The 22,241-nt window shown below is 72.0% G+C and carries 22 protein-coding genes; 15 read left to right on the top strand and 7 right to left on the bottom strand.

Annotated elements, in window-relative coordinates; translation table 11 throughout:
- Positions 1–32: 32 nt before the first annotated feature.
- The 11 genes from G4G93_RS29110 to G4G93_RS29065 all read left to right on the top strand — a co-directional run bounded on the left by G4G93_RS29110 (position 33) and on the right by G4G93_RS29065 (position 13,207).
- A complete protein-coding gene (locus tag G4G93_RS29110) occupies positions 33–1,247 on the top strand; it encodes a glycosyltransferase family protein (protein ID WP_165089869.1) in 1,215 nt (404 codons plus the stop codon).
- A 12-nt stretch (positions 1,248–1,259) separates the two neighbouring features.
- Positions 1,260–2,519 carry a glycosyltransferase gene (locus tag G4G93_RS29105; RefSeq protein ID WP_165089866.1) on the top strand — a complete coding sequence of 420 codons (1,260 nt, stop codon included), beginning with the start codon at positions 1,260–1,262 and terminating at the stop codon, positions 2,517–2,519.
- Positions 2,516–3,613, top strand: coding sequence for a glycosyltransferase family 4 protein (locus tag G4G93_RS29100; protein WP_165089863.1), 1,098 nt, complete (start codon positions 2,516–2,518; stop codon positions 3,611–3,613). Before G4G93_RS29105 ends, G4G93_RS29100 begins: the two co-directional genes overlap by 4 nt.
- Positions 3,610–4,836: a glycosyltransferase family protein gene (locus G4G93_RS36215; protein WP_246737093.1), complete on the top strand. Its 1,227-nt coding sequence runs from the start codon at positions 3,610–3,612 to the stop codon at positions 4,834–4,836. The genes G4G93_RS29100 and G4G93_RS36215 overlap by 4 nt, the downstream gene beginning before the upstream one ends.
- Positions 4,829–5,674, top strand: coding sequence for a polysaccharide deacetylase (locus G4G93_RS36210; protein WP_246737092.1), 846 nt, complete (start codon positions 4,829–4,831; stop codon positions 5,672–5,674). Before G4G93_RS36215 ends, G4G93_RS36210 begins: the two co-directional genes overlap by 8 nt.
- Positions 5,671–7,548 (top strand): ABC transporter ATP-binding protein, encoded by a 1,878-nt coding sequence (locus tag G4G93_RS29090; protein ID WP_165089860.1) that lies wholly within the window; start codon positions 5,671–5,673, stop codon positions 7,546–7,548. Before G4G93_RS36210 ends, G4G93_RS29090 begins: the two co-directional genes overlap by 4 nt.
- Before the next feature lie 18 nt (positions 7,549–7,566).
- The gene (locus G4G93_RS29085) at positions 7,567–8,448 is read left to right on the top strand and encodes a hypothetical protein (protein WP_165089857.1); all 882 of its coding nucleotides are present in this window, start codon (positions 7,567–7,569) and stop codon (positions 8,446–8,448) included.
- Between the two features lie 197 nt (positions 8,449–8,645).
- Positions 8,646–10,550, top strand: coding sequence for an ABC transporter substrate-binding protein (locus G4G93_RS29080; protein ID WP_165089851.1), 1,905 nt, complete (start codon positions 8,646–8,648; stop codon positions 10,548–10,550).
- Positions 10,547–11,572: an ABC transporter permease gene (locus G4G93_RS29075; protein WP_165089848.1), complete on the top strand. Its 1,026-nt coding sequence runs from the start codon at positions 10,547–10,549 to the stop codon at positions 11,570–11,572. The genes G4G93_RS29080 and G4G93_RS29075 overlap by 4 nt, the downstream gene beginning before the upstream one ends.
- Positions 11,569–12,735 carry an ABC transporter permease gene (locus G4G93_RS29070; RefSeq protein ID WP_165089846.1) on the top strand — a complete coding sequence of 389 codons (1,167 nt, stop codon included), beginning with the start codon at positions 11,569–11,571 and terminating at the stop codon, positions 12,733–12,735. The genes G4G93_RS29075 and G4G93_RS29070 overlap by 4 nt, the downstream gene beginning before the upstream one ends.
- Positions 12,736–12,742: 7 nt before the next feature.
- Complete coding sequence (locus tag G4G93_RS29065) at positions 12,743–13,207, top strand: NUDIX hydrolase (RefSeq protein WP_165089843.1); 465 nt, start codon at positions 12,743–12,745, stop codon at positions 13,205–13,207.
- Positions 13,208–13,235: 28 nt separating this feature from the next.
- On the opposite strand, the gene G4G93_RS29060 is transcribed toward G4G93_RS29065, so the two are convergent.
- The 3 genes from G4G93_RS29060 to G4G93_RS29050 all read right to left on the bottom strand — a co-directional run bounded on the left by G4G93_RS29060 (position 13,236) and on the right by G4G93_RS29050 (position 14,445).
- The gene (locus tag G4G93_RS29060) at positions 13,236–13,430 is read right to left on the bottom strand and encodes a hypothetical protein (protein WP_165089842.1); all 195 of its coding nucleotides are present in this window, start codon (positions 13,428–13,430) and stop codon (positions 13,236–13,238) included.
- Positions 13,431–13,589: 159 nt separating this feature from the next.
- Complete coding sequence (locus G4G93_RS29055) at positions 13,590–13,901, bottom strand: DUF3300 domain-containing protein (protein ID WP_165089839.1); 312 nt, start codon at positions 13,899–13,901, stop codon at positions 13,590–13,592.
- A 358-nt stretch (positions 13,902–14,259) separates the two neighbouring features.
- On the bottom strand, positions 14,260–14,445 hold the full coding sequence (locus tag G4G93_RS29050; RefSeq protein ID WP_048432187.1) for a YegP family protein: 186 nt from the start codon (positions 14,443–14,445) through the stop codon (positions 14,260–14,262).
- A gap of 156 nt (positions 14,446–14,601) precedes the next feature.
- Here G4G93_RS29050 and G4G93_RS29045 point away from each other — a divergent pair, with 156 nt between their 5' ends.
- Together G4G93_RS29045 and G4G93_RS36205 are read left to right on the top strand one after the other, a co-directional pair.
- A complete protein-coding gene (locus G4G93_RS29045; RefSeq protein WP_165089837.1) occupies positions 14,602–14,856 on the top strand; it encodes a type II toxin-antitoxin system ParD family antitoxin in 255 nt (84 codons plus the stop codon).
- Positions 14,857–15,013: 157 nt separating this feature from the next.
- Positions 15,014–15,160, top strand: coding sequence for a type II toxin-antitoxin system RelE/ParE family toxin (locus G4G93_RS36205; protein ID WP_246737091.1), 147 nt, complete (start codon positions 15,014–15,016; stop codon positions 15,158–15,160).
- Positions 15,161–15,257: 97 nt separating this feature from the next.
- Here G4G93_RS36205 and G4G93_RS29035 read toward each other — a convergent pair whose 3' ends face one another.
- Positions 15,258–16,811 carry a DEAD/DEAH box helicase gene (locus G4G93_RS29035; protein ID WP_165089834.1) on the bottom strand — a complete coding sequence of 518 codons (1,554 nt, stop codon included), beginning with the start codon at positions 16,809–16,811 and terminating at the stop codon, positions 15,258–15,260.
- Positions 16,812–17,415: 604 nt separating this feature from the next.
- Here G4G93_RS29035 and G4G93_RS29030 point away from each other — a divergent pair.
- On the top strand, positions 17,416–18,489 hold the full coding sequence (locus G4G93_RS29030) for a nitronate monooxygenase family protein (RefSeq protein WP_165089832.1): 1,074 nt from the start codon (positions 17,416–17,418) through the stop codon (positions 18,487–18,489).
- Positions 18,490–18,514: 25 nt separating this feature from the next.
- Here G4G93_RS29030 and G4G93_RS29025 read toward each other — a convergent pair whose 3' ends face one another.
- Both G4G93_RS29025 and G4G93_RS29020 read right to left on the bottom strand, forming a co-directional pair.
- Positions 18,515–19,615: a GntG family PLP-dependent aldolase gene (locus tag G4G93_RS29025; RefSeq protein ID WP_312892291.1), complete on the bottom strand. Its 1,101-nt coding sequence runs from the start codon at positions 19,613–19,615 to the stop codon at positions 18,515–18,517.
- Positions 19,616–19,626: 11 nt separating this feature from the next.
- A complete protein-coding gene (locus tag G4G93_RS29020; protein ID WP_312892290.1) occupies positions 19,627–20,544 on the bottom strand; it encodes an amino acid ABC transporter substrate-binding protein in 918 nt (305 codons plus the stop codon).
- Between the two features lie 162 nt (positions 20,545–20,706).
- Here G4G93_RS29020 and G4G93_RS29015 point away from each other — a divergent pair, with 162 nt between their 5' ends.
- Entirely contained in the window at positions 20,707–21,630 is a 924-nt protein-coding gene (locus tag G4G93_RS29015; RefSeq protein WP_246737090.1) for a LysR substrate-binding domain-containing protein, read from the top strand.
- Positions 21,631–21,762: 132 nt separating this feature from the next.
- On the opposite strand, the gene G4G93_RS29010 is transcribed toward G4G93_RS29015, so the two are convergent.
- The coding region (locus tag G4G93_RS29010) for a transposase (protein WP_165089827.1) at positions 21,763–22,241 on the bottom strand (479 nt) is incomplete at its 5' end.

Below are 22,241 nucleotides of genomic sequence, written 5' to 3'. Positions count from 1 at the left end.
GTCCGGTCCGCCCGGGCCACCGGGTCCGCAGGATGAGGGTCCTCGCCCCCGGGCCCGGCGCTCCTCCGCAGCGGGTGCTGATCTACTCGCACGACACGTTCGGGCTCGGCCACCTGCGCCGGGCACGGGCGATCGCCCACGCCCTGGTGGCGGAGGTGCCGGAGCGGCGGGTGGTGATCCTGTCCGGCTCGCCGGTGAGCCACGCCTTCCGCTTCGCCCCCGGGGTGACCTGCCGGCGCCTGCCGGGCGTGACCAAGCTCGCCAGCGGCGAGTATCGGAGCCTCGGTGCCGGCCATCACCTCGACGAGGTGGTGGCGACCCGCACCGCCCTGATCCGCCACGTCGCCGAGCGCTTCGACCCCGACCTGTTCCTGGTCGACAAGGAGCCGGCCGGCTTCCACGGCGAGGTGTTGCCGACGCTCCACCGGCTCAAGGCCCGCGGCTGCCGGCTGGTGCTCGGCCTGCGCGACGTCCTCGACGATCCGGCGCTGCTGGCGCCCGAATGGGAGCGCAAGGGCGCGCTCGCGGTGCTGCCGCTCTACGATTCGCTCTGGGTCTACGGCCTGGAAGCGATCTACGCGCCCCTCGCCGGGCTGGCGCTGCCGGCCGGCGTCGCCGAGCGCCTGACCTATACCGGCTACCTGCGGCGCGAGGCGCCCTCCGCTCCGGCCGAGGACGACGCGGCGGAGGAGCCGTTCCTTCTCGTCACGCCGGGTGGCGGGGGCGACGGGGTCGATCTCGTCGAGGCGGTGGTGCGCGCCTACGAGGCACAGACCCTGGAGCACCGGGCGCTGGTGGTGTTCGGGCCGTTCTTCCCGGCGGCCGAGCAGGCCGACCTGAGCGCCCGCATCGCCGCCCATCCGCGCCTCGCCTCCCTCGATTTCGACGCGCGGCTGGAGCGGCTGATGCGCCGCGCCGCCGGCGTGGTGGCGATGGGGGGCTACAACACCTTCTGCGAGATCCTGTCCTTCGACCGCCCGGCCCTGATCCTGCCGCGGGTGCGGCCCCGGCGCGAGCAGCTGATCCGCGCCCGGGCCGCCGCCCGGCTCGGCCTCGTCGGGGTGATCGAACCCGGGGCGGAGGACGGCGCGGATACCGACGAGACCGCCCGCATGGCCGCGGCCCTCGCCGCGCTGCCGCACCGGCCGCCGCCCTCGGCCCGGCCGATCCCCGGGCTCCTCGACGGCCTGCCGGCGATCCGGCGACTGGCCGCCCCCGATGCCGCCGCCTGCGTGGCCGCCGAGTAAGCACCCTCCCGTATGCCCCCGCTCCGCATCGCCGTCCTCGTCAAGGGCTATCCGCGCCTGTCCGAGACCTTTATCGCGCAGGAACTGCTCGGCCTCGAGGCCCGCGGCCTGAGCCTCGCGATCTGGTCGCTGCGCCGGCCGCATGACGGGGCCGTGCACCCGATGCATCGGCAGATCCGTGCGCCGATCGCCTACCTGCCCGAATACCTCCATCAGGCGCCCTGGCGGGTCTTGCGCGGGGCGCTCTCGTCCCTGCGCCGGCCGGGGCTGTGGTCCCTGCTCAAGCTCGCCCGCCGCGACCTTGCCCGCGACCTCACCCCCAATCGCGGCCGGCGCCTCGGCCAGGCCCTGGTGCTCGCCCGCGAATTGCCCGCCGACACGGACCATATCCACGTCCACTACCTGCACACCCCGGCCTCGGTGGCACGCTACGCCGCCTTGCTCACCGGGCGGAGCTGGAGCGCCTCGGCCCACGCCAAGGACATCTGGACCACGCCGGACTGGGAACTGGCCGAGAAGCTCGACGATGCGCGCCTGGCCTTCGCGGTGACCTGCACCGCCGCCGGCGCGGCGCGCCTGCGCGAGGTCTCGGAGGATCCGGGGCGGGTGTCGCTCGTCTATCACGGCCTCGACCTGTCGCGGTTTCCCCCACCCCCGGAGGCCCGCCCGGCCCGCGACGGGGCGGACCCGGCCGATCCGCTGCGGATCGTCACGGTCGGCCGGGCGGTGGCGAAGAAGGGCTTCGACGACCTCCTCGACGCCCTCGCGGCGCTGCCGCCGGACCTGCACTGGCGCCTCGCGCATGTCGGCGGCGGCGAGGAGCTGGCGGCGCTGCGGGCCAAGGCTGCGGCGCTCGGCCTGTCGCAGCGGGTGGTCTTCCTCGGCGCGAAGCCCCAGCCCGAGGTGGTGGCACTCCTGCGCGAGGCCGACCTGTTCGTGCTGCCCTCGAAGCGCGCCCCGTCCGGCGACCGCGACGGGCTACCCAACGTCATCATGGAGGCGGCCTCGCAAGGGCTCGCGGTGGTGGCCACCGACTTCGCCGGCATCCCGGAATTCCTGCGCGACCGCCGGGAGGGCTGGCTGGTGCCGCCGGGGGATTGGGCCGCGCTCTCGAACGCCCTCAACCTGCTCGCCCGCGATCCCGCCGAGCGCGCCTGTCTCGGCGCGGCGGCCCTGGCCCGCCTGCGGGCGGAGTTCGGCGCCGAGGCCGGGTTCGACACGGTGGCGCGCCTGCTGACGGAGGCGGCCCGGCCGGAGCCTGCACCGCGATGAGCCGCGTCGCCTTCTACGCTCCGCTGAAAAGCCCGGACCATCCGGTCCCCTCCGGCGAGCGCACGATGGCGCGGCTGCTCCTGCGGGCGCTCGCGGCGGCGGGCTTCGTCCCGGAGGTCGCCTGTCGCTTGCGCACCCGCGACCCCGACGGGGCGGGGCATCCGGCCCTGCGGGCGGCGTCGCGGGACGAGGCCGGGCGGCTGATCGCGACGTACCGCGCCGATCCGCCGGCGCTCTGGTTCACCTACCACGTCTACTACAAGGCGCCGGACTGGATCGGCCCGGCGGTCGCGGCCGCCCTGGGCATTCCCTACGTCGTGGCGGAGGGCTCGCGGTCGGCCCGGCGCGCCCTCGGGCCCCACGCGCTGGGTCACGCCGGCGCCGAGGCGGCGCTCGATGCCGCCGCCCTGGTCCTGGTGATGAACCGCCGCGACCGGCCGGCCCTGGAGGCGGCGCGGCCGGCGGGCCAGGTGCTCGCCGACCTGCCGCCCTTCCTCGATCCCGAGGATTGGCCTGTGGTCGAGGGCGGGCGCGCGCCCGGCCCGCTGCGCCTCCTCACCGTGGCGATGATGCGCGAGGGCGACAAGCTCGCCTCCTACCGTCTCCTGGCCGACGTGCTGACGCGTCTCGGCGACCTGTCCTGGCGCCTCGACATCGCGGGCGACGGCCCGGCGGCGGCCGAGGTCGATGGGATGCTGGCGCTGTTCGGCCCGCGGGTGCGCCGCCACGGCGCCGTTTCGTCCGCCGCACTCTCGGCGCTCTACGGCGCCGCCGACCTCCTGGTCTGGCCCGCGGTGAACGAAGCCTACGGCATGGCGCTGCTGGAAGCGCAGGCCCATGGCTGCCCGGTGGTCGCCGGCGGCTATGGCGGCGTGCCGGACGTGGTGCGGGACGGGTCGACCGGCCGGGTCACGCCGCCCGGCGACGCTGCCGCGATGGAAGCCGCGATCCGCGGCCTCGCGGCTGCGCCCGAAACCATCGCGGCGATGCGGGGCCGGGCGCTCGCCTTCGCCCGCACCGAGCGCGGCCTCGACGGCGCCACCGCGGTCCTGCGGGCGGCGCTCGGCCCCCTCCTCGCCGGGGGCCGCGGATGAGCCGGATCCTGATCGCCGTGACGCATCTCCTCGGGGCCGGGCACCTCACCCGGGCGGCGGCCCTGGCGCGCGCCTTCGCGGCGGCGGGCCATGCGGTCACCCTGGTCTCGGGCGGCATGCCGGCGGCGCTCGCGCGCCTCGACGGCATCCGCCTGGTGCAGCTGCCGCCGGTCCGCATCACCGGCACCGCCTTCACGGCGCTCCTCGATCCGGAGGGCACGCCGGTGACGGAGGCGCGCCTGGCGGCCCGCCGAGACGCCCTGCTCGCCGCCGTCGCCGGGGCCGCGCCGGATGCGGTGATCACCGAGCTCTGGCCCTTCGGCCGCCGGGTCCTGACGCCGGAATTCGAGGCCCTGGCCGGGGCGGTCCGGGCCGCCTCGCCCCGCCCGCCGCTGCTGGCCTCGATCCGCGACATCCTGGCGACACCGAGCCGCCCGGAGCGGGTCTCAGCCACCGAGGCGCGCCTTGCGGATTACGACGCGGTGCTGGTCCACGGCGATCCCGCCTTCCTGCCCCTCGACGCGTCCTGGCCGGTCGGGGCCGGGGTGGCGGCGCGCCTGCGCTATACCGGCTACGTCGACGAGGCCGGGGCGGCGCCCCCGCCGAAGGACTCCCGCGCCGGCATCGTGGTCTCGGGCGGCTCCAGCGCCGCCGGGCTGCCCTTGCAGGAGGCGGCGGTCGCGGCGGCGGCGCTGACCCCCGGCCTGTCCTGGCGCATCCTCGTCGGCCGCGCCGTACCGGAGGCCGCCTTCGCACGCCTGGCCGGGACGGCCCCCGGCAACGCCCTCGTCGAGCGGGCCCGGCCGGATTTCCGCGCGCTTCTCGCCGGCGCCGCCCTGTCGGTGAGCCAGGCCGGCTACAACACGGTGCTCGACCTCCTCCAGAGCGGCTGCCCGGCCGTGCTGGTCCCCTTCGAGGCCGGCCACGAGACCGAGCAGCGCCTGCGCGCCGACACCCTGGCCGCCCACGGCCTCGCCCGGGTGCTGCCGGAGGGCGCGCTGACGGCGGAGAGCCTGGCTGCGGCGGTCCTCGCCGCTCCGGCGCCGGGCGCCGCCCACGCCATCGCCCGCGACGGGGCGCGGCGCAGCGTGGCGATCGTCGAGGCGATGCTGGCGGGGCCCGGGAGGGATTTATTACCGCTCGAGAAGAGTCGCCTCCCCTCCCCAGGCGATCTCGGGCTTGCCCGACATCGTTGCAAGTCGCAGGGAGGGGAAGGTGCCTAACCTCCACCCGTCCCTCGACCTCGCCCCCCTCACCGACGCCCTCGCCCGCGCCGCCGAGGCGGGCCGCGCCATCGAACTCTGGTGGCGCGACGACGACGCCGCCGCCCATACCCCCGCCCTCGACCGCCTGCTCGCCCTGTCGAACCGCTCCGGCTGGCCGGTCGCCGTGGCCGCCGTGCCGGCCCGGGCCGAGCCGTCGCTGGCGGCGCGCCTCGCCGACGAGGGGGACGTCGACCTCCTGGTCCACGGGCTCGCCCACGCCAACCACGCCCCGCCGGACGCCAGGAAGGCCGAGTTCGGCCCGCATCGCGCCCTCGCCGCGCTCCGCACCGACGCGGCGGAGGCCCTGGCGCTCGCTCGCGCCCGCCTCGGCCCGCGCCTGCTGCCGGTCCTGGTGCCGCCCTGGAACCGCCTCGCCCCCGGCCTGCCGGAGAGCCTGCCGGCTCTCGGGTTTCGCGGCCTCTCGGCGGCCGCGCCGGTCGCGCCTGTATCTGGCCTGATCCAGGCCCACGCCGCGGTCGATCCGATCGCCTGGCGCGCCGGCGGCGGGCTCGCCGAGCCGGACGGGATCGTCGCCAGGGCGGCCCGGGCGGTCGCGGCGGGTGGGCCTGTCGGGCTCCTCACCCATCACCTCGTCCAGGACGAGGCGACCTGGTCGTTCTGCGCCCGCCTCCTCGACGCTCTCGGCGATCATGCGACGACAGGCCGGCCTGTGCGAATATCCCGCGCTGCCGCTTTGTTTGCGCCCGCGGCGTCGCCCATGTCACAACCGAGCCCTATCTTCCGCGGTGATCCGGGGACGCCTCCGCCCCGAGAGGACAGCACGGCATCAGGATGACGGCACCGCTCCTGTCGATCCGCGACCTGACGGTCGATTTCTCGACCGATGCCGGCTCGTTCCGCGCGGTCGACGGCCTGTCCCTCGACGTGCCGGCGGGCCGCACCGTCGCCCTCGTCGGCGAGTCGGGCTCGGGCAAGTCGGTCACCGCGCAGGCGATCCTCCAGATCCTGCCCAAGGTCGCGCGGATCACCGGCGGCCATATCCGCCTCGCGGATCCCGCCAATCCCCGCGGCGTCACCGACATCGCGGCGCTGAAGGCCGATTCCGCCCGGATGCAGTCCCTGCGCGGCGGCCGGATCGCGATGATCTTCCAGGAGCCGATGACCTCGCTGTCGCCGCTCCACACCGTGGGCGATCAGGTCACCGAGGCGCTGCGCCTCCACGCCGACGTCTCGGCCGACGCCGCGAAGGCCCGGGCGATCGAGGTGTTCGAGCGCGTCGGCTTCCCGGATCCGAAGCGGGCGCTGGTCACCTACCCGTTCGAATTGTCGGGGGGCCTGCGCCAGCGCGCGATGATCGCGATGGCGCTGATCACCAAGCCCGCCCTCCTCATCGCCGACGAGCCCACGACGGCGCTCGACGTCACCACCCAGGCCCAGATCCTGGAGCTGATGCGCGACCTCCAGGCCGAGACCGGCATGGCGATGCTGCTCATCACCCACGATCTCGGCGTGGTGGCCAACATGGCCGACGACGTGGTGGTGATGTATCGCGGCCGGGTGATGGAGGCGGGCTCGCGCGAGGACATCTTCCGCCGGCCCGGCCACCCCTACCTCAAGGCGTTGATGCGGGCGGTGCCGCGCTTCCACATGGAGCCCGGCGAGCGCCTGACCCCGATCCGCGAGGTGAGGAGCGCGGTGCTGGCCCGCAAGGCCAGCGAGCCGCACCGGCCCGATCCAGCCGGGCCGCTCCTGGCCATCGAGGGGGTGCGCAAGTCCTTCACGCTGCGCTCGGGCTGGTTCAAGGGGAAGACCCGGACCATCAACGCCGTCAACGGCGTGTCGCTCAGCCTGCATCCGGGCCGGACGCTCGGCCTCGTCGGCGAATCGGGCTGCGGCAAGACCACGCTCTCGAAGGTCGTGATGCGGGCGCTGCGGCCCGATGCCGGCACCGTGACCTTCGACGACGGCTCGGGACGCGGGCCCCGCGACGTCTTCGCCCTCAAGGACCGGGAACTGAAGGATTTCCGCCGCGCGGTGCAGTTCGTGTTCCAGGACCCGTTCTCGTCGCTCAACCCGCGGATGACGGTCTACGAGCTCTTGACCGAGCCCCTGCGCATCCACGGCGTCGGCACTGCCGACGAGCGCTACGAGCGCGCCAAGGAACTCCTCGACATGGTCGGGCTCGATCAGTCGTCCCTGCGGCGCTATCCCCATGCTTTCTCGGGCGGCCAGCGCCAGCGCCTCGGCATCGCCCGGGCGCTCGCCCTCAAGCCTCGCGTCCTGCTCTGCGACGAGCCGGTCTCGGCGCTCGACGTGTCGGTCCAGGCCCAGGTGCTCAACCTGCTGAAGGACCTGCAGGCGAGCCTCGGCGTCTCCTACCTGTTCGTGTCCCACAACCTCGCGGTGGTCGACTACATCGCCGACACGATCGCGGTGATGTGCCGGGGCTACATCGTCGAGGAGGCGCCGAAGGAGGCCCTGTTCCGCAACCCGGCCCATCCCTACACGCGGGCGCTGCTCGCCGCCGTGCCCGAGCCCGACCTCGACCACCCCCTCGACCTGAAGCTCCTGATGAGCGACCGCTTCTCCGACCCGGCGAGCTGGCCCGAACCGTTCCGTCTTGACCCCGGCGCGGCAGGCGCCATGACCGAGATCGAGCCCGGCCATCGCGTCCGGGTCTCGCGCCCGGCCATGGGCCGGGCCGCCTGACCTTCCCATGAGTTGACGATGTCCCACGGCGCCGCCCTCCGTCCCCACCCCCTCCTCGAGCGGCTGCGCCGCCGCTTCCTCGGCCGCCTGTTCGACCGGCTCGGCTACGATCTCGTCCCGGCGGTGTCGGACTGGACTCACCGGCCCCTCTCCGGCCCCGAGACCGAGGCGCTGATGGCGGCGGCGGCGGAACGCCTCGACCGCGACCTCGCCGCCTCCGGCCTGTCGCTGCCCGGTGGCGCCGCGCCCACGGTCGCGACCTTCTGGGACCTGATCGCCTCGGCCCCCGTGGCGCAGAAGCGCGGCGGCAACGGCTTCAACGGCGCGCTCCAGCTCTACGTGCTGATGCGGGCACTCAACCCGGCGGTCATCGTCGAATCGGGGGTGTTCCGCGGCCTGACGACCTGGGTGATGCGCCAGGCCTGCCCGCAGGCCGAGATCTTCTGCTTCGATCCCGACCTGTCCGGCCTGCGCTACCGCGACCCGCGCGCCCATTACCACGCCGGCGATTGGTCGGCGGCGCGGCTGCCGCCGCTCGACCCGGACCGGGCGGTGGGCTTCTTCGACGACCATATCAGCCAGGCCCGCCGGGTGCTGGAGGCCCGCGAGCGCGGCCTGACGCGGCTGGTCTTCGACGACGACGCGGCGGCCCACCGCCTCCACGCCCATGGCGGTCCCGCCTTCCCGACCATCGCGATGCTGACCGCGCCCCGCTCCGGCGAGCCGGTGCGCTGGCGCCGCAACGGCCGAGAATTCGTCTATCGGCCCGACGACCCGGAGGCGTCGGCCGCCCGCGCGGTCATCGCCGCCACCCACGCCTTCGACGACCTGCACGCCGCGACCGGCTACTCGCCCACCCGCCTCACCTGGGTGCGCCTGCACGGGAGGGACGGGACATGACCTGGCTCGGAAGCCGTTTCACACCCGCGACGGCTGTTGCACCCTCCCCGCTCTGCGGGGCGGGGTGCCCCGCGGATGCGGGGCGGGAGAGGGGCAGCGCGACGCCGATCCGGAGAGCGGTCTTCAGAACGTTCCGGTCCTATCCGGACGCGGCGGCCCCTCTCCCGTCCCAAGTCGGGCTTTCCCGACTCGGGTTCGTGGATGCGGAACTCGGGCAAGCCCGAGTTCCGTCGGGGGAGGGTTGGTGGCGCGGCGCCGTTCTGTCCATTCTGCTTCCGCTGCTCGTCTCCCCTGCCCTCGCCGAATCCCCCTCCGACCGCCTGCCCAAGCAACCCCTGGTCGTCGAGTCCACCGCCCACGGCCGCCAGATCGGCAAGCCCGGCGGCGACATCGTCACGCTGGTCGCGAAGGCGCGCGACATCCGCTACATCTCGACCTACAGCTACACCCGCCTCGTCGGCTACGACGAGAGCTTGGCGCTCAAAGCCGATATTCTCGAAAAGTTCGAGGCGGACGGCGACCGCATCTACACTTTCACCTTGCGCGAGGGCCATCGCTGGTCCGACGGCCAGCCCTTCACGGCGGAGGATATCCGCTACTGGTGGGAGGACGTCGCCCTCAACAAGGACCTGAGCCCGTCCGGCCCGCCGGAATTCATGATGGTCGACGGGCAGCCGCCCCGCTTCGAGGTGCTGGACCCGCTCCACGTCCGCTTCACCTGGGACAAGCCGAATCCCCGTTTCCTGCCAGAACTCGCCTCCCCGCGCGATCCGTTCATCTACCGGCCGGCCCATTACCTGAAGAAGTTCAATCCGCGCTACACCCCGAAGGCCGAGATCGAGCCGCTGGTGAAGCAGGCCAAGGTCAAGGGCTGGGCGGCGCTCCACAACCGGCTCGACGCGATGTTCGAGCAGACCAACCCGGACCTGCCGACGCTCCAGCCCTGGCGCGTGACGAACACCGCACCGGCGGCCCGCTTCGTCTTCGCGCGCAACCCCTATTACCATCGGGTCGACGCCAACGGGCAGCAGCTGCCCTACATCGACAAGGTCCTGATGGACGTGGCGGCGGGCGGGCTCCTCGCCGCCAAGGCCAATGCCGGCGAGGCCGACCTGCTGTTCCGCGGCCTCAACATGGAGGACATCCCGATCCTGCGCGAGGGCGAGCGCGCCAAGGGCTACCGCACCCATCTCTGGCCCACCGCCCGCGGCTCGGAACTGGCGCTCTACCCGAACCTCACGGTGACCGACCCGGTCTGGCGCAAGCTCAACCGCGACCTGCGCTACCGCCGCGCCCTGTCGCTCGCCATCGACCGGCGCACCCTCAACAACGCCCTGCTGTTCGGGCTGGGCACCGAGGGCAACGACACGGTCGTCGAGAAGAGCCCGCTCTACAAGCCGGAATACCGCACGCTCTATGCCGGCTACGATCCGGCCGAGGCCTCCCGCCTCCTCGACGAGATCGGGCTGACGCAACGCAACGGCGCCGGCATCCGCCTCCTGCCCGATGGGCGCGAGCTCGAGATCGTGGTCGAGACCGACGGCGAGAGCAGCATGCTCACCGACGGCCTCACCCTCGTCTCCGAGTTCTGGCGCGAGGTCGGCGTCAAGCTGTTCGTCAAGCCGCAGGACCGCACGGTCCTGCGCAACCGCGCCTATTCGGGGGCCGCCGTGATGGTGGCCGCCCAAGGCCTCGACCTCGCGATGCCGACGGCCGAGATGTCGCCCGACGAGCTCGCTCCGGTCCACCAGGACACCTATGCCTGGCCGAAATGGGGACAGTACGTCGAGACGCGGGGCAAGGAGGGCGAGCCCTGCGACATGCCCGAAGCGAAGGTGCTGATCGACCTCAACGCCCGCTGGATGGCCACCGCCGACAATGCCGTGCAGGCGAAGATCTGGGGCGAGATGCTGCAGAACCGCGCCGAGAACCAGTGGGTGATCGGCACCGTCTCGGGCGCGCTCCAGCCTGTCGTGGCCAAGACCCGCCTTCTCAATGTGCCGGACAAGCAGATCTACAGCTGGAAGCCGACGGCCTTGATCGGGATCTACCGCATGGACCAGTTCTTCTGGGGCCCGAACCCGAAGGAGGCGTCGCGGTGATCCGCTACCTCGCCCGCCGCGTCCTCACCATGGCGGTCACGCTGCTCATCATCTCCGCCCTGGTCTTCGTCATCATCAAGCTGCCGCCGGGTGACTTCCTCACCAACCAGATCGCGGAATTGCGCTCGCAGGGCGAGGCGGCCTCGGTCGCCAAGGCGCAATTCCTGATGCAGCAATACGGCCTCGACCGTCCGGTCTGGGAGCAGTACCTGCGGTGGATCGGGTTATGGCCCAATCCCGAAGGCGCCTTCAACGGCCTGATCCAGGGCAATTGGGGCTGGTCGTTCGAGTACGACCGCCCGGTGCGCGAGGTGGTCGGCGACGCGCTGTGGCTGACCCTGGTCGTCAACCTCGCGGTGGTGATCTTCGTCCATCTGCTGTCGATCCCGATCGCCATCTACTCGGCGACGCGCCAATACTCGATCGGCGACTACATCGCGACCTTCATCGGCTATATCGGCCTTGCCACCCCGTCCTTCCTGCTGGCGCTGGTGATGCTGTTCTACGCCAACCGCTGGTTCGGGGTGTCGATCGGCGGGCTCTACGACAGTGCCTATTCGGGTCTGCCCTGGACCTGGGAGAAGGTGCGCTCGCTGCTCGCCCACCTCGTCGTCCCGACCCTGGTGATCGGGCTGGGCGGCACCGCCGCGATGATCCGGCGGATGCGCGCCAACCTCCTCGACGAACTGGGCAAGCAATACGTCGTTACCGCCCGCGCCAAGGGCCTGCCGCCGACCCGGGCCTTGCTGAAATACCCGTTCCGGATGTCCCTGAACCCGTTCATCGCCGATATCGGCAACCTCCTGCCCCACCTCATCTCGGGCTCGGTGCTGGTGTCGCTGGTGCTCAGCCTGCCGACCGTCGGGCCGATCCTGCTCGCCGCCCTCAAGAGCCAGGACCAGTTCCTGGCCGGCTTTATCCTGATGTTCGTGGCGATGCTAACGGTGATCGGCATGCTGATCTCCGATCTGCTGCTCGCCTGGCTCGATCCGCGCATCCGTCTCGGGGGAAGTGGCCGATGAGCCTGGAGTTGCGCGACCGGCCGCACCACTTCGTCGACGCCGCGCCGTTCGATCCCGGCCGCACCGAGCCGGTCGGGGCGGAGGGCAGCGCCGTCGACCGCGCCTCGTCCTGGCGCCTCACCTGGTGGAAGTTCCGCAAGCACCGGGTCGCGGTGGCGGCGGGGCTGATTCTGATCGCCTTCTACGCGCTGATCCCGTTCGTCGAGGTGATCGCGCCCTACAATCCGGCCAAGCGCCACGGCGACTACCTGTACGCGCCGCCGCAATCGATCCACCTGTTCCACGAGGGCCGCTTCGTCGGGCCCTACACTCATCCCTACCACTTCACCTTCAACATCGAGACCTTCCACCGCGACTACACGGTCGACCGCTCGAAGGTGCAGCCCCTGCGCTTCTTCTGCCGCGGCGAAGGTTACGCCTTCTGGGGCCTCGTCGACACCGACTGGCACCTGGTCTGCCCGCCGGAGAACGGGACGATGTTCCTGCTCGGCACCGACCGGCTCGGGCGCGATCTCCTCTCGCGGATCGTCTCGGGCACGCGGATCTCGCTCACCGTCGGCCTCGTCGGCATCGCGGTCTCCTTCGCCCTCGGGTTGTTCTTCGGCGGGCTCGCCGGCTATCTCGGCGGCTGGGTCGACAACGTGATCCAGCGCGTGATCGAGATCCTGCGCTCGCTGCCCGAATTGCCGCTCTGGCTCGCGCTCTCGGCGGCCCTGCCGCCGAACTGGAGCCCGATCCTGGTCTTCTTCGGCATCACGCTGATCCTCGGCCTCCTCGACTGGCCGGGCCTCGCCCGGGCGGTGCGCTCGAAGCTCCTGGCGCTCCGGGAGGAGGATTACGTCCGCGCCGCCGAGCTGATGGGGGCCTCGAAGAGCCGGATCATCGCCCGTCACCTGATCCCGAACTTCATGAGCCACCTGATCGCCTCGGCGACCCTGTCGATCCCCTCGATGATCCTCGGCGAGACCGCCCTGTCGTTCTTAGGCCTCGGCCTGCGCCCGCCGGTGACGAGCTGGGGCGTGCTCCTGAACGAGGCGCAGAACCTCGCGGCGGTGCAACTCCATCCATGGCTGCTGGCGCCGATCCTGCCGGTCGTGATCGTGGTGCTGGCCTTCAACTTCCTCGGCGACGGCCTGCGCGACGCGGCTGATCCCTACCATTAGCGGACGCATGCGCGAGCGCCCCGCTTCCCGGCTCATCGTCCTCGACGGCGAGGGCCTGCTGCTGCTGTTCCGCTTCGTCTTCCGCTCCGGAGCCCTCGCCGGCAGCGAGCATTGGGCGATGCCGGGCGGGGCCGTCGAGCCGGGCGAGAGCTTTTTGGAGGCGGCGATCCGGGAGTTGCGGGAGGAGACCGGCCTCACCTGCCCCGCGGCCGCCCCCGAGATCGGCGAGCGTCTGTTCAGCATGCAGTTGATGGACGGCGAGTGGGTCGGCGCGCGGGAGCGCTTCTTCGCGGTGCGGGCCGGGACCGATCCCCTCTCCCGCGACGGCTGGACGCCCGACGAGGTCGAGGTCGTCGCGGAGCATCGATGGTGGTCGCGGGCCGAGCTGGCGGCGCCGTCGGCGCGGATTTATCCGGAGGACGTCGTCGCCTTCTACGACGCGGCGCTCGCTGCCCTCGAGGGTCCCGCGTGACGCCGCGGGACCGGAGTTTCGCCGGCCGCTAGAGGCTGGCCTCCTCGGCGTCGAGCGACGCGAGTTCGGTGCGCGCCTGCGAGATCAGGCGGGCATGCTGGAGCTGGAGGGCGCGGCTGTTGGCGCCCAGGCCCGCCGAGGAGCGGATCTCGGCCAGGACCCGCTCGTGTTCCTGGAGCTGGGCTTCGATGCGCCGGCGGCGCTCCGCGAGAGTGTGCAGCATTCCGGTTCCCCTTGGTTGTGGGGCGGACCCGCCGATCGTGCGGACCCACCATGAGCCAAGCCCGGCCGCCGGAACGGCCAAGCTTGTACAGCCAAGGTCATAGATGAGGCGAGACTATGGCACGGCCGCCCCATCCGGGGCGGCCGGTCCTGATCGGCGTCAGAAGCCGCGGTAATAGCCGCGCGGGCCGTGGCCCCAGCCGCGGTGGTGGCCCCAGTGCCGCCCACCCCAGTGGCGCGGGCCGCCGAAGCCGTAGCGCGGCCCGAAATGGCGACGATGGCCGTAATAGCCGTGGCGCGGTCCCCAGTGGCGGTGGCGGCCGTAATAGCCGTACTGGGCCCAGGCGGTCGGAACCGCGGACACGTCGGGTGCGGCGGCAGTCTCGGTCATGGGAGCGGCGGTGGCACCCTGCGGTATGGCGGCAACGCCCCCCAGGATCAGGCCAGCGGCCAGCATCACGGTCTTCAGCACGTCGTCGGTCCCTCGTTCGTGCGGGCATGCCGCCGGACGGAGGCATGGACGGCTGAAACGCACGGGAGCGGGAAACCGTTGCGCGCCTCGTAGGCGGCTCGCGCCGGACCGGCGCCCCAAACGCTGGTCGATGATTAACGACACGTTGCTATCGTCGATCCGTTCCCGTCCCTATGACAGACGATCGACGGAGGCGGTTCACGGATACGCACCACGCCCAAACCGTGATGGCGGAACGGAGTTCGGATCCCGAGCGGAGCGAACGGACGGTTCGTCGGCTCGATCAGATCGAGCCGGATGTAAAAGTGCCGATGTCCGGACGCTCGGGTCCGAGGCGGCGTAAGGTCGCGCGGCGCCGTCAGGCCATCTTGAGCGTCATGTCGACGACGCGAGCGTTGGTCGCGCCCTTCACGAGGGCGATGCCGTGCTCGCAATCCTCGCGGCGGACGTAGCCCTCGCCCGAATCGGCCACCACCTCGCCGTTCTCGGCCCGCAGGCGCCAGCGCCATTCGCCCTTGCCGTCGCGATAGAGTTCGAAGCGCATCGCGGTCTCCTGCGTGAAAAACCCAAGCAAGAGATGGTGTGACGCGAGAGGGCGGCAACGCCGTTCTCCGCGATATCGTGCGTGCCTGACCGGGACTCGACGTCCCCTGCGACGATTGGCAGTCTCTGCCATCGAGCGCCGGGCGAGGAGGCCGCGATGGCGGCGATGAACATCTCGCCTCCTGATCCGATGAAGGATTGGGTGGAGGCGCAGGCTCGTACGGGCCGGTACAGCAATGCCAGTGACTATGTGCGCGACCTGATTCGGCGCGATCAGGAGCGCGCGGGCAAGCTCGGTGAGTTGCAGGGCTTGATCGACGAGGGATTCCGCAGCGGCGTCAGCGGCCGTACGCCCGACGAAATTCGCCATCTCGGTCGGGCGAAGCTCGCGGCTGCGACCAAGACCCCATGATGACAAGAGGCCATGACCTACAGGAAGACCCGGCGGGCCGATGACGACATCTCCGACCTCTTCGTTTACGGTGTCCTAAATTTCGGCCAGGCTCGGGCGGAAGCCTACGACGCCGGGCCGTTCCGGCACCTTCGCTCTTCTTGCCGTCCATCCGCGGATGGCTGGTGAGAGGCGAGAACTACGTCCGCCGGTTCGTCTCCACCCTTATGGTGCGCATCTCATCGTCTATGCCGTCGAGCGGGACGATATCCTGATCGTGCGCGTGCTGCACGGCCGTCAGGACTGGGAGAGCCTTCTCTCGTGACAATCCGTCCGGTCATGATGGGCGGATCCGAAACGCGAGACGCCCGCGCTCCTGTCCGGAGCGCGGGCGTCTCAATCGTCAGCGCGGATCGGGCCGATCAGCGCGGGGCGCGGTCGAGCCAGCCGATCGCGCGGCCGTCGCGGTTGCCGCCGCCACCCGCCGGGCGCTGCTGACGGTTGCCGTCGGCGCGCTGGCCGCCCTGGGGACGGCCCTGGCCTTGGCCCTGCGGCCGGCCCGGACCCTGGCCCTGCGGGCGGGCTTGACCCTGGCCCTGCGGGCGGCCCTGGCGGCCCTCATGCCCGCCGCGTCCGTCATGGGCGCGAGGTTCGTGGGCGCGGGGCTCACGGTGCTCCTGCGGCCGACCGGCGCCGTGGCGCGGCTGGCCCTGGCGCCCGCCGGGCTGCTGGCCCGGACGGCCGCCGCCGGGACGCTGGCCGCGCGGACCCGAACCGGGCTGGCGCCGGTCGCGCTCTGCCTCGGCCACGGCTTGGGCGGCCTCCTCGCGGCTCGGGGGCACGAAGCCCTCCGGGATCGCCATCAGAGGCACCTTCTGGCGGGTCAGGCGCTCGATGTCGCGCAGATAGGCCTTCTCCTCGTCGTTGCAGAACGAGATCGCCAGCCCGTCCTTGCCGGCGCGCGCGGTGCGGCCGATGCGGTGGACATAGGCCTCCGGCACGTTCGGCAGGTCGAAATTGACCACGTGCGACACGCCGTCGACGTCGATGCCGCGGGCGGCGATGTCGGTCGCCACCAGCACCCGGCAGGTGCCGGCGCGGAAGGCGGCGAGCGCCCGCTCGCGCTGCGGTTGCGACTTGTTGCCGTGGATCGCCGCCGAGCCGATGCCGTCGCGCTCAAGGCCGCGCACGACCCGGTCGGCGCCGTGCTTGGTGCGGGTGAAGACCAGCACCCGGTCGATCGTCTCGTCGCGCAGGATCGTGGCGAGCAGCGACTGCTTCGAGCCGGTCGGCACGAAGACGACCTTCTGGTCGACCCGCTCGGCGGTGGTGGCGACCGGGGTCACCGCGACCTGGACCGGGTTCTTCAGGTACTGGTCGGCGAGGCCGGCGATGTTCTTCGGCATGGTGGCCGAGAAGAACAGGCTCTGGCGCTGGGCCGGCAGCAGCTTCACGATGCGCTTGAGGGCGTGGATGAAGCCGAGGTCGAGCATCTGGTCGGCCTCGTCGAGGACGAGGTACTCGACGCCGTCGAGGGTGAGCGAGCGGCGGTCGATCAGGTCGAGGAGGCGGCCCGGGGTGGCGACCAGCACGTCGACGCCGTTGGCCAGCGCCCGCTCCTGGCGGCCGATGGTGACGCCGCCGAACACCACCGTGGTGGTGAGCTTCAGGAACTGGCCGTAATCCTTGAAGCTGTCGGCGATCTGGCTGGCGAGCTCGCGGGTCGGCGCGAGCACCAGCACGCGGCAGCTGCGGCGCGGCGCCGGCTTGGCCGCGTCGGTGGCGAGGCGGTGGAGGATCGGCAGCGCGAAGGAGGCGGTCTTGCCGGTGCCGGTCTGGGCGATGCCGCACAGGTCCTTGCCCTGCATGGCCGGCGGGATCGCCTGCGCCTGGATCGGGGTCGGCGTGACGTAGCCGGCCTGGGCGAGCGCCTTCAGGATCGGCGCCGCGAGGCCGAAATCGGTGAACTGAGTCAAGGGAATCTTCTTGAATTTTGGCAGCGGGATCGCCGCAAGGCACGCGCCACGCACGGCCTTCATCGCGATCCGATGTCAGGAGACCGCCCGCGTGATGGAGCGATCCAAGGGACGAGCGATTAAGAGAGGGCCGGGCCTGCCGCGCAGGTGCCGCGGCGAAATCCGTCACGCAGCCCTCTCGAGCGGACCGTGATCGGCCGCTGACGCTGCAATCCGCCATATGGCGTTGTGCGGGTGCGAAGTCAATCGAGCCGCCCTGCGACGCATGCGGCCGTGCCGTGCCGCGGGCGCTTGCCTGTGCCGCGGGCGCTTGCCTGTGCCGCGGGCGCTTGCCTGTGCCGCGGGCGCTTGCCTGTGCCGCGGGCGCTTGCCTGTGCCGCGGGCGCTTGCCTGTGCCGCGGGCGCTTGCCTGTGCCGCGGGCGCTTGCCTGTGCCGCGGGCGCTTGCCTGTGCCGCGGGCGCTTGCCTGTGCCGCGGGCGCTTGCCTGTGCCGCGGGCGCTTGCCTGTGCCGCGGGCGCTTGCCTGTGCCGCGGGCGCTTGCGCGGACGGGAGGGAGGGTGATTCATGTCGGCTCGACCGCCCGCATGACGAAGAGACTCCGCGATGTCCGCCCGCCACCCCGCCCTCGCCCGCGCCGGGGCCTTCGCCGCAGCATACGGCCTGGGCCGGCCGCTGCTGCTCGCGCCGATGGCCGGGGCCTGCCCGCCGGCGCTCTCGGTCGCGGTGATGCGGGAAGGCGGGCTCGGGGCCTGCGGGGCGCTGCTCATGCCGCCGGCGGCGATCCTGGCCTGGGCCGATTCGGTGCGGGCGGCGGGCCCCTTCCAGATCAACCTGTGGATCCCCGATCCCGCCCCCGCCCGCGAGCCCGGCCACGAGGCGCGCTTGCGCGCCTTCCTCGGCCGGTTCGGCCCGGCGGTGCCGAGCGAGGCCGGCGACGCGACACCGCCCGACTTCGCCGCCCAGGTCGCGGCGCTGATCGAGGCGCGGCCCCGGATCGCGTCCTCGATCATGGGGCTCTACCCGCCGGAGATCGTCGCGCGGCTCAAAGACCGCGGCATCGCCTGGTGGGCCACCGTCACGACGGTAGTGGAGGCGCTGGCCGCCGAGGCCGCCGGGGCCGACGCGGTGGTGGCGCAGGGCGCCGAGGCCGGCGGCCATTGCGGCTGCTTCCGGGCCGACCGAGCGGAGGCCGAGGCGGTCGGGCTGATGGCGCTGCTGCCGGCGGTCGTCGATGCGGTGCGGATCCCGGTCGTCGCCACCGGCGGCATCGCCGACGCCCGCGGGGCCGCCGCCGCGCTGCTGCTCGGCGCCAGCGCCGTGCAGGTCGGCACCGGCTTCCTGCGCTGTCCCGAGGCCGGCATCCCGCTGGCTTGGGGCGACGCCCTCGGCCGCGCCCGCCCCGAGGGGACCCGCCTCACCCGCGCCTTCAGCGGCCGCGCCGGCCGCAGCCTCGCGACCGAGTACGTCGCGGCGGCGGCAAGCCCCGATGCCCCGTCCCCCGCCCCTTACCCGGTCCAGCGCGGCCTGACGCAGGGCCTGCGCGAGGCGGCGGCGAAGGACGGCGATCTCGCCCGCATGCAGGCCTGGGCCGGGCAATCGGCGGGGCTGGCGCGGGCCGTGCCGGCGGGGGATGTGGTCGGGGGGATCTGGGAAGGGGTCGAGGCTCTGCTGCGTTGAGGGGCATTTGCGTCCCGCCCTCGCCTCACCCCGGCTCCAGGCAGGATCCGAAGGCCCGGATCGCGGCTTCCACGGCACCGTCGTCGATGTGGCGATGGGTGACGAGGCGGAGCTTCCACGGCCCGAGGGGTCTGGCCAGGACCCCCCGCGCCGCCAACATTCCGAGCCATGCCGCGCTGTCGATCCTGCTTCGCGACAGATCGACCTGCACGATGTTGGTCTGCGGGATCGAGGCGCTCAGCATCTCTCCCAGCCCGTTCAGCCCGGCGCTGAGCCGGCTGGCCCGGGCGTGGTCCTCGTGGAGACGATCCCCCATCGTCGCCAGGGCTTCCAGGCCGGCGGCGGCGGCGATGCCGACCTGCCGCTGGGTGCCGCCCAGCATCCTGCGCAGGCGCCGGGCCTCGGCGACCAGCACGGCCGGCCCGGCGAGCAGGGCGCCCATCGGGGCGCTCAGGCCCTTCGACAGGCAAAGGGACACCGTGTCGACCTCCGCGGCAAGCGCGGCGGCAGGGACGCCGAGGTGAACGGCGGCGTTGAGCAGCCGGGCACCGTCGAGATGAACCGGGATCCCGGCCGCCAGGGCCATCGTCCGCACTGCCCGCATGTGATCGAGCGGCGGCACCGTGCCCCCGGCATTGTTGTGGGTCGTCTCCAGGCCGATCAGCCCGGTCCTGAGGCTCGACCCACCGGGCCACAGGGCGTCGGCGAGGCGCTGGAGATCCATCGCCCCGTCCGTGCCGGCGATGCCGAGCGGGAAGGTGCCGGTGAAGGTCGCGGCGCCGCGCTCCGCCGTGTACATGTGCGACTGCGCTTCCAGGACGACCTGCTCCTGGCGCCCGGCCTGGCACAGGGTCGCGACCAGGTTCGCCATGGTGCAGCTCGGCAGGTAGAGGGCCGCCTCCTTGCCGAGGAGCGCGGCGCCGGCCTCCTCCAGGGCCTCGGCCGTCGGGTCGTGGCCGAGACCGTCATCGCCGAGGGGAGCCGCAGCGATCCGCGCATACATGGCCGGCGTCGGCCGGGTCAGGGTGTCGCTGCGCAGATCGATCCAGGTCTCCGCCGGCCCGGCGCCCGGCCGGTCCGGATGCGGGCCGCCGGTGCGGCCCCGGTCGCCCTGCATCGTCGCCATCTCCCCCGTGCTCATTGATAGTCGGCCGGGTCGCCGGAATCGGTCGGCCGCGCGAGGGTGCGCTTCAGCACGTCGCTCATCGGCAGTTTCAGGTTGATCTGCCGCGGCGGGATCGGGCTCTCGAAGTACTTGGTGTAGAGCCGGGCGACGGTCCCATCCTTCATCAGCCCGATGACGGCGTCGTCCACGACCTTCTTGAAGGCCGGATCGTCCTTGGGCTCGAGGATGCCGTAGGGCGCGAATTCCAGTCCCTTGGTGCCGATCTTGTAGCTGTCGCCGTCCGGGGCGTTGGCGACCGTCGTGTAGGCCATGGCGTCGTCGTTGGCGGTGCCCTGGGCGCGGCCGCTCGACAGGAGCAGGAAGGCCTCGGCCGTGTCCTTGGCGGCCATCACCCGGATGTCGAGGTTGTCCCGGGCGCTGGCCTGCACGACGTAGCGCTGGGTCTGCCCGCCGGCCTGGGCCGAGATCGCCTTGCCGCGGAACGACGACAGGTCGTTGACGTCCACGTCCGTGCCCTTGCGGGCGACGAGGACGATCTGCGCCACGAAGGTGGTGGGTGCGAACGACACCAGCTTGTGCCGCTCCGGCAGGTTCGTCGCCGTGCCGCATTCGAGGTCGATCGTGCCGTTGCTGATCAGCGGGATCCGGGTGGCCGACTGGACCGGGACGTGGCGGACCTGGATCGTGGCGAGCCCGAGCGCCGCCTTGATCGTCTGAGCGACGTGCTCGCAGATCTCGAGGCTGTAGCCGATCGGCTTGCCGTCATTGTCCAGGAAGGCGAAAGGCGGCGAGGCGTCCGGGAATCCGATCTTGATCGTCCCGGTCTTCCTGATTCTGTCCAGGCGACCCCCGTCGTCGGCGTGGACGGCCGTTGCGCCCGCCGAGACGACGAGGGCACAGAACCATGCGAGCATCGGCTTGATCGTCACCCCATGTCCCCTTCTTGGCCCGATCGATCATGCGTGCGGGATGGCGTACTTGGAGAATACGCTGACCGAGACGCTGCGTCAGGAAACATGGCCGAAAGCTATGCCGGCTGCTAATTCCGATTCGACACTGGCCGATACGGATCTGATATGGCGCCGCGACGCATGAGCTTCCGTCACGTGGAGGCGTTCCGCACGGTGATGCTGGCGGGATCTATGACCGAGGCGGCGCGCCGGCTGCACACGTCGCAGCCGCAGGTCAGCCGGCTGATCGCCCAGCTTGAGGCGATCACCGGGCTGACGCTGTTCGATCGCAACGGCAGCCGGCTCTCCCCCACCGTCGAGGCGGGGCGCTTCCACCACGAGGTCGAGCGGGCCTGCGTCGGGCTGGCCAGCCTCGAAGCCGCGGCGGCCGACATCCGTCTCTTCGGGGCCGGTCGCCTGAGCGTCGCGGCCATGCCGCGCCTGGCCGGCGGGCTGCTCGCCCGCTCCGTCGTCCGGTTCAAGCGCGAGCATCCGGGGGTGATGGTCTCGCTCCATGCCGGCGACGAGGGCACGGTGTACAAGTGGATCGCCGAAGGCTTCTGCGATGCCGGGCTGACCATGCTGTACGGCACGCAGGCGAGCGTGCAGGCCGATCCGGTCTTGAGCCGGGATTGTGTGGTGGTGCTGCCCCGGGGCCATCGGCTGGCGCGCAAGTCCGTCCTCGGCCCGGCCGATCTCGCCGGCGAGCCCTTCATCGACGCGCCGGTCGGCAATCCGCTGCGGATGCAGATCGATGCGGTGTTCGAGGCGGCCGGGATCCGGCGCTCCGTCGCAGTGGAGGCCGGGCTCGGCTCGGCGGCCTGCGCCCTGGTGGCGGCGGGCCTCGGCGTCGGCCTGATGAACCCCCTGGCGGCCTACGAGGAGGCGATGGTCTCGCCTATCGAGATCCGCCGCTTCGCTCCCGCCCTGCCGGTGGTCTTCGCCCTGGTCTTTTCACCGCTGCGGTCGCAGGGCCGCCTCGTGGCGGCCTTCAGCGCTTGCGCGCGGGCGACCCTGATGGACGAGCTGGCCGTGCTCCAGCCCGACCCGGGCGGGCCGCCCTGATTCCGTTCCAACGCGGCGTCCCCGGCCTTCGATCCCATGTCCGGAGGATGACGTCCGGACATGGGATCACTAGAGCGTTTCTCCACGGAGTGGAGACCGGTTCGTCGCAGAAAATGCGGCAAAATCGAAGACCTAGAGCACCGCCCGAGTGTAACGCCACGGTACACGACTCAGGTGGCGCATCGGCGTTTTGGACAGCTCTGGGCCCACCATGTCGCGGCGTCGTGTGGGGCATAGATGAAGGCGTTGCGCAGGGCGTCGAGGCCGGTGCGGAACCAGGATTTCGGGCGCCGGCCATGGGCCTTTCGGGGGCATGGGCCTTTCGGGGGCATGGGCCTTTCGGGGGATGGAGCGCAACCCCATCGTGGCGGTCGCGGTTTTGTAGACCCAGGTCATCGCCAGCGTCAGGATGACTACCAGCAATTCGATCTTGGCCGGATCGGTCAGGTGGGTATCTTCCAGGTTGAGGCCGCGGGCCTTGGCATCGCCAAACAAGCATTCGATCCCCCAGCGTCGCCGATAGAGCTGGAGCGCACGTTTGGGTTTGGCGGTGTTGGTCATGACGATCAACCATTCGCCGCTGGCCAATCGCTTGGCTGCCAGCTTCACGG

The organism is Methylobacterium sp. DB0501 (assembly GCF_011043735.1).
GTDB lineage: Bacteria > Pseudomonadota > Alphaproteobacteria > Rhizobiales > Beijerinckiaceae > Methylobacterium > Methylobacterium alsaeris.
The sequence above is the reverse complement of the archived record's forward strand: the minus strand, read 5'-3'. Positions and strand labels throughout refer to the sequence as shown.

Coding starts and splice junctions, on each gene's coding strand:
- G4G93_RS29110 (WP_165089869.1), top strand. CDS start 33: ATGAGGGTCCTCGCCCCCGGGCCCGGCGCTCCTCCGCAGCGGGTGCTG.
- G4G93_RS29105 (WP_165089866.1), top strand. CDS start 1,260: ATGCCCCCGCTCCGCATCGCCGTCCTCGTCAAGGGCTATCCGCGCCTG.
- G4G93_RS29100 (WP_165089863.1), top strand. CDS start 2,516: ATGAGCCGCGTCGCCTTCTACGCTCCGCTGAAAAGCCCGGACCATCCG.
- G4G93_RS36215 (WP_246737093.1), top strand. CDS start 3,610: ATGAGCCGGATCCTGATCGCCGTGACGCATCTCCTCGGGGCCGGGCAC.
- G4G93_RS29090 (WP_165089860.1), top strand. CDS start 5,671: ATGACGGCACCGCTCCTGTCGATCCGCGACCTGACGGTCGATTTCTCG.
- G4G93_RS29085 (WP_165089857.1), top strand. CDS start 7,567: ATGTCCCACGGCGCCGCCCTCCGTCCCCACCCCCTCCTCGAGCGGCTG.
- G4G93_RS29070 (WP_165089846.1), top strand. CDS start 11,569: ATGAGCCTGGAGTTGCGCGACCGGCCGCACCACTTCGTCGACGCCGCG.
- G4G93_RS29065 (WP_165089843.1), top strand. CDS start 12,743: ATGCGCGAGCGCCCCGCTTCCCGGCTCATCGTCCTCGACGGCGAGGGC.
- G4G93_RS29060 (WP_165089842.1), bottom strand. CDS start 13,430: ATGCTGCACACTCTCGCGGAGCGCCGCCGGCGCATCGAAGCCCAGCTC.
- G4G93_RS29050 (WP_048432187.1), bottom strand. CDS start 14,445: ATGCGCTTCGAACTCTATCGCGACGGCAAGGGCGAATGGCGCTGGCGC.
- G4G93_RS29045 (WP_165089837.1), top strand. CDS start 14,602: ATGGCGGCGATGAACATCTCGCCTCCTGATCCGATGAAGGATTGGGTG.
- G4G93_RS36205 (WP_246737091.1), top strand. CDS start 15,014: ATGGCTGGTGAGAGGCGAGAACTACGTCCGCCGGTTCGTCTCCACCCT.
- G4G93_RS29030 (WP_165089832.1), top strand. CDS start 17,416: ATGTCCGCCCGCCACCCCGCCCTCGCCCGCGCCGGGGCCTTCGCCGCA.
- G4G93_RS29025 (WP_312892291.1), bottom strand. CDS start 19,615: ATGGCGACGATGCAGGGCGACCGGGGCCGCACCGGCGGCCCGCATCCG.
- G4G93_RS29015 (WP_246737090.1), top strand. CDS start 20,707: ATGAGCTTCCGTCACGTGGAGGCGTTCCGCACGGTGATGCTGGCGGGA.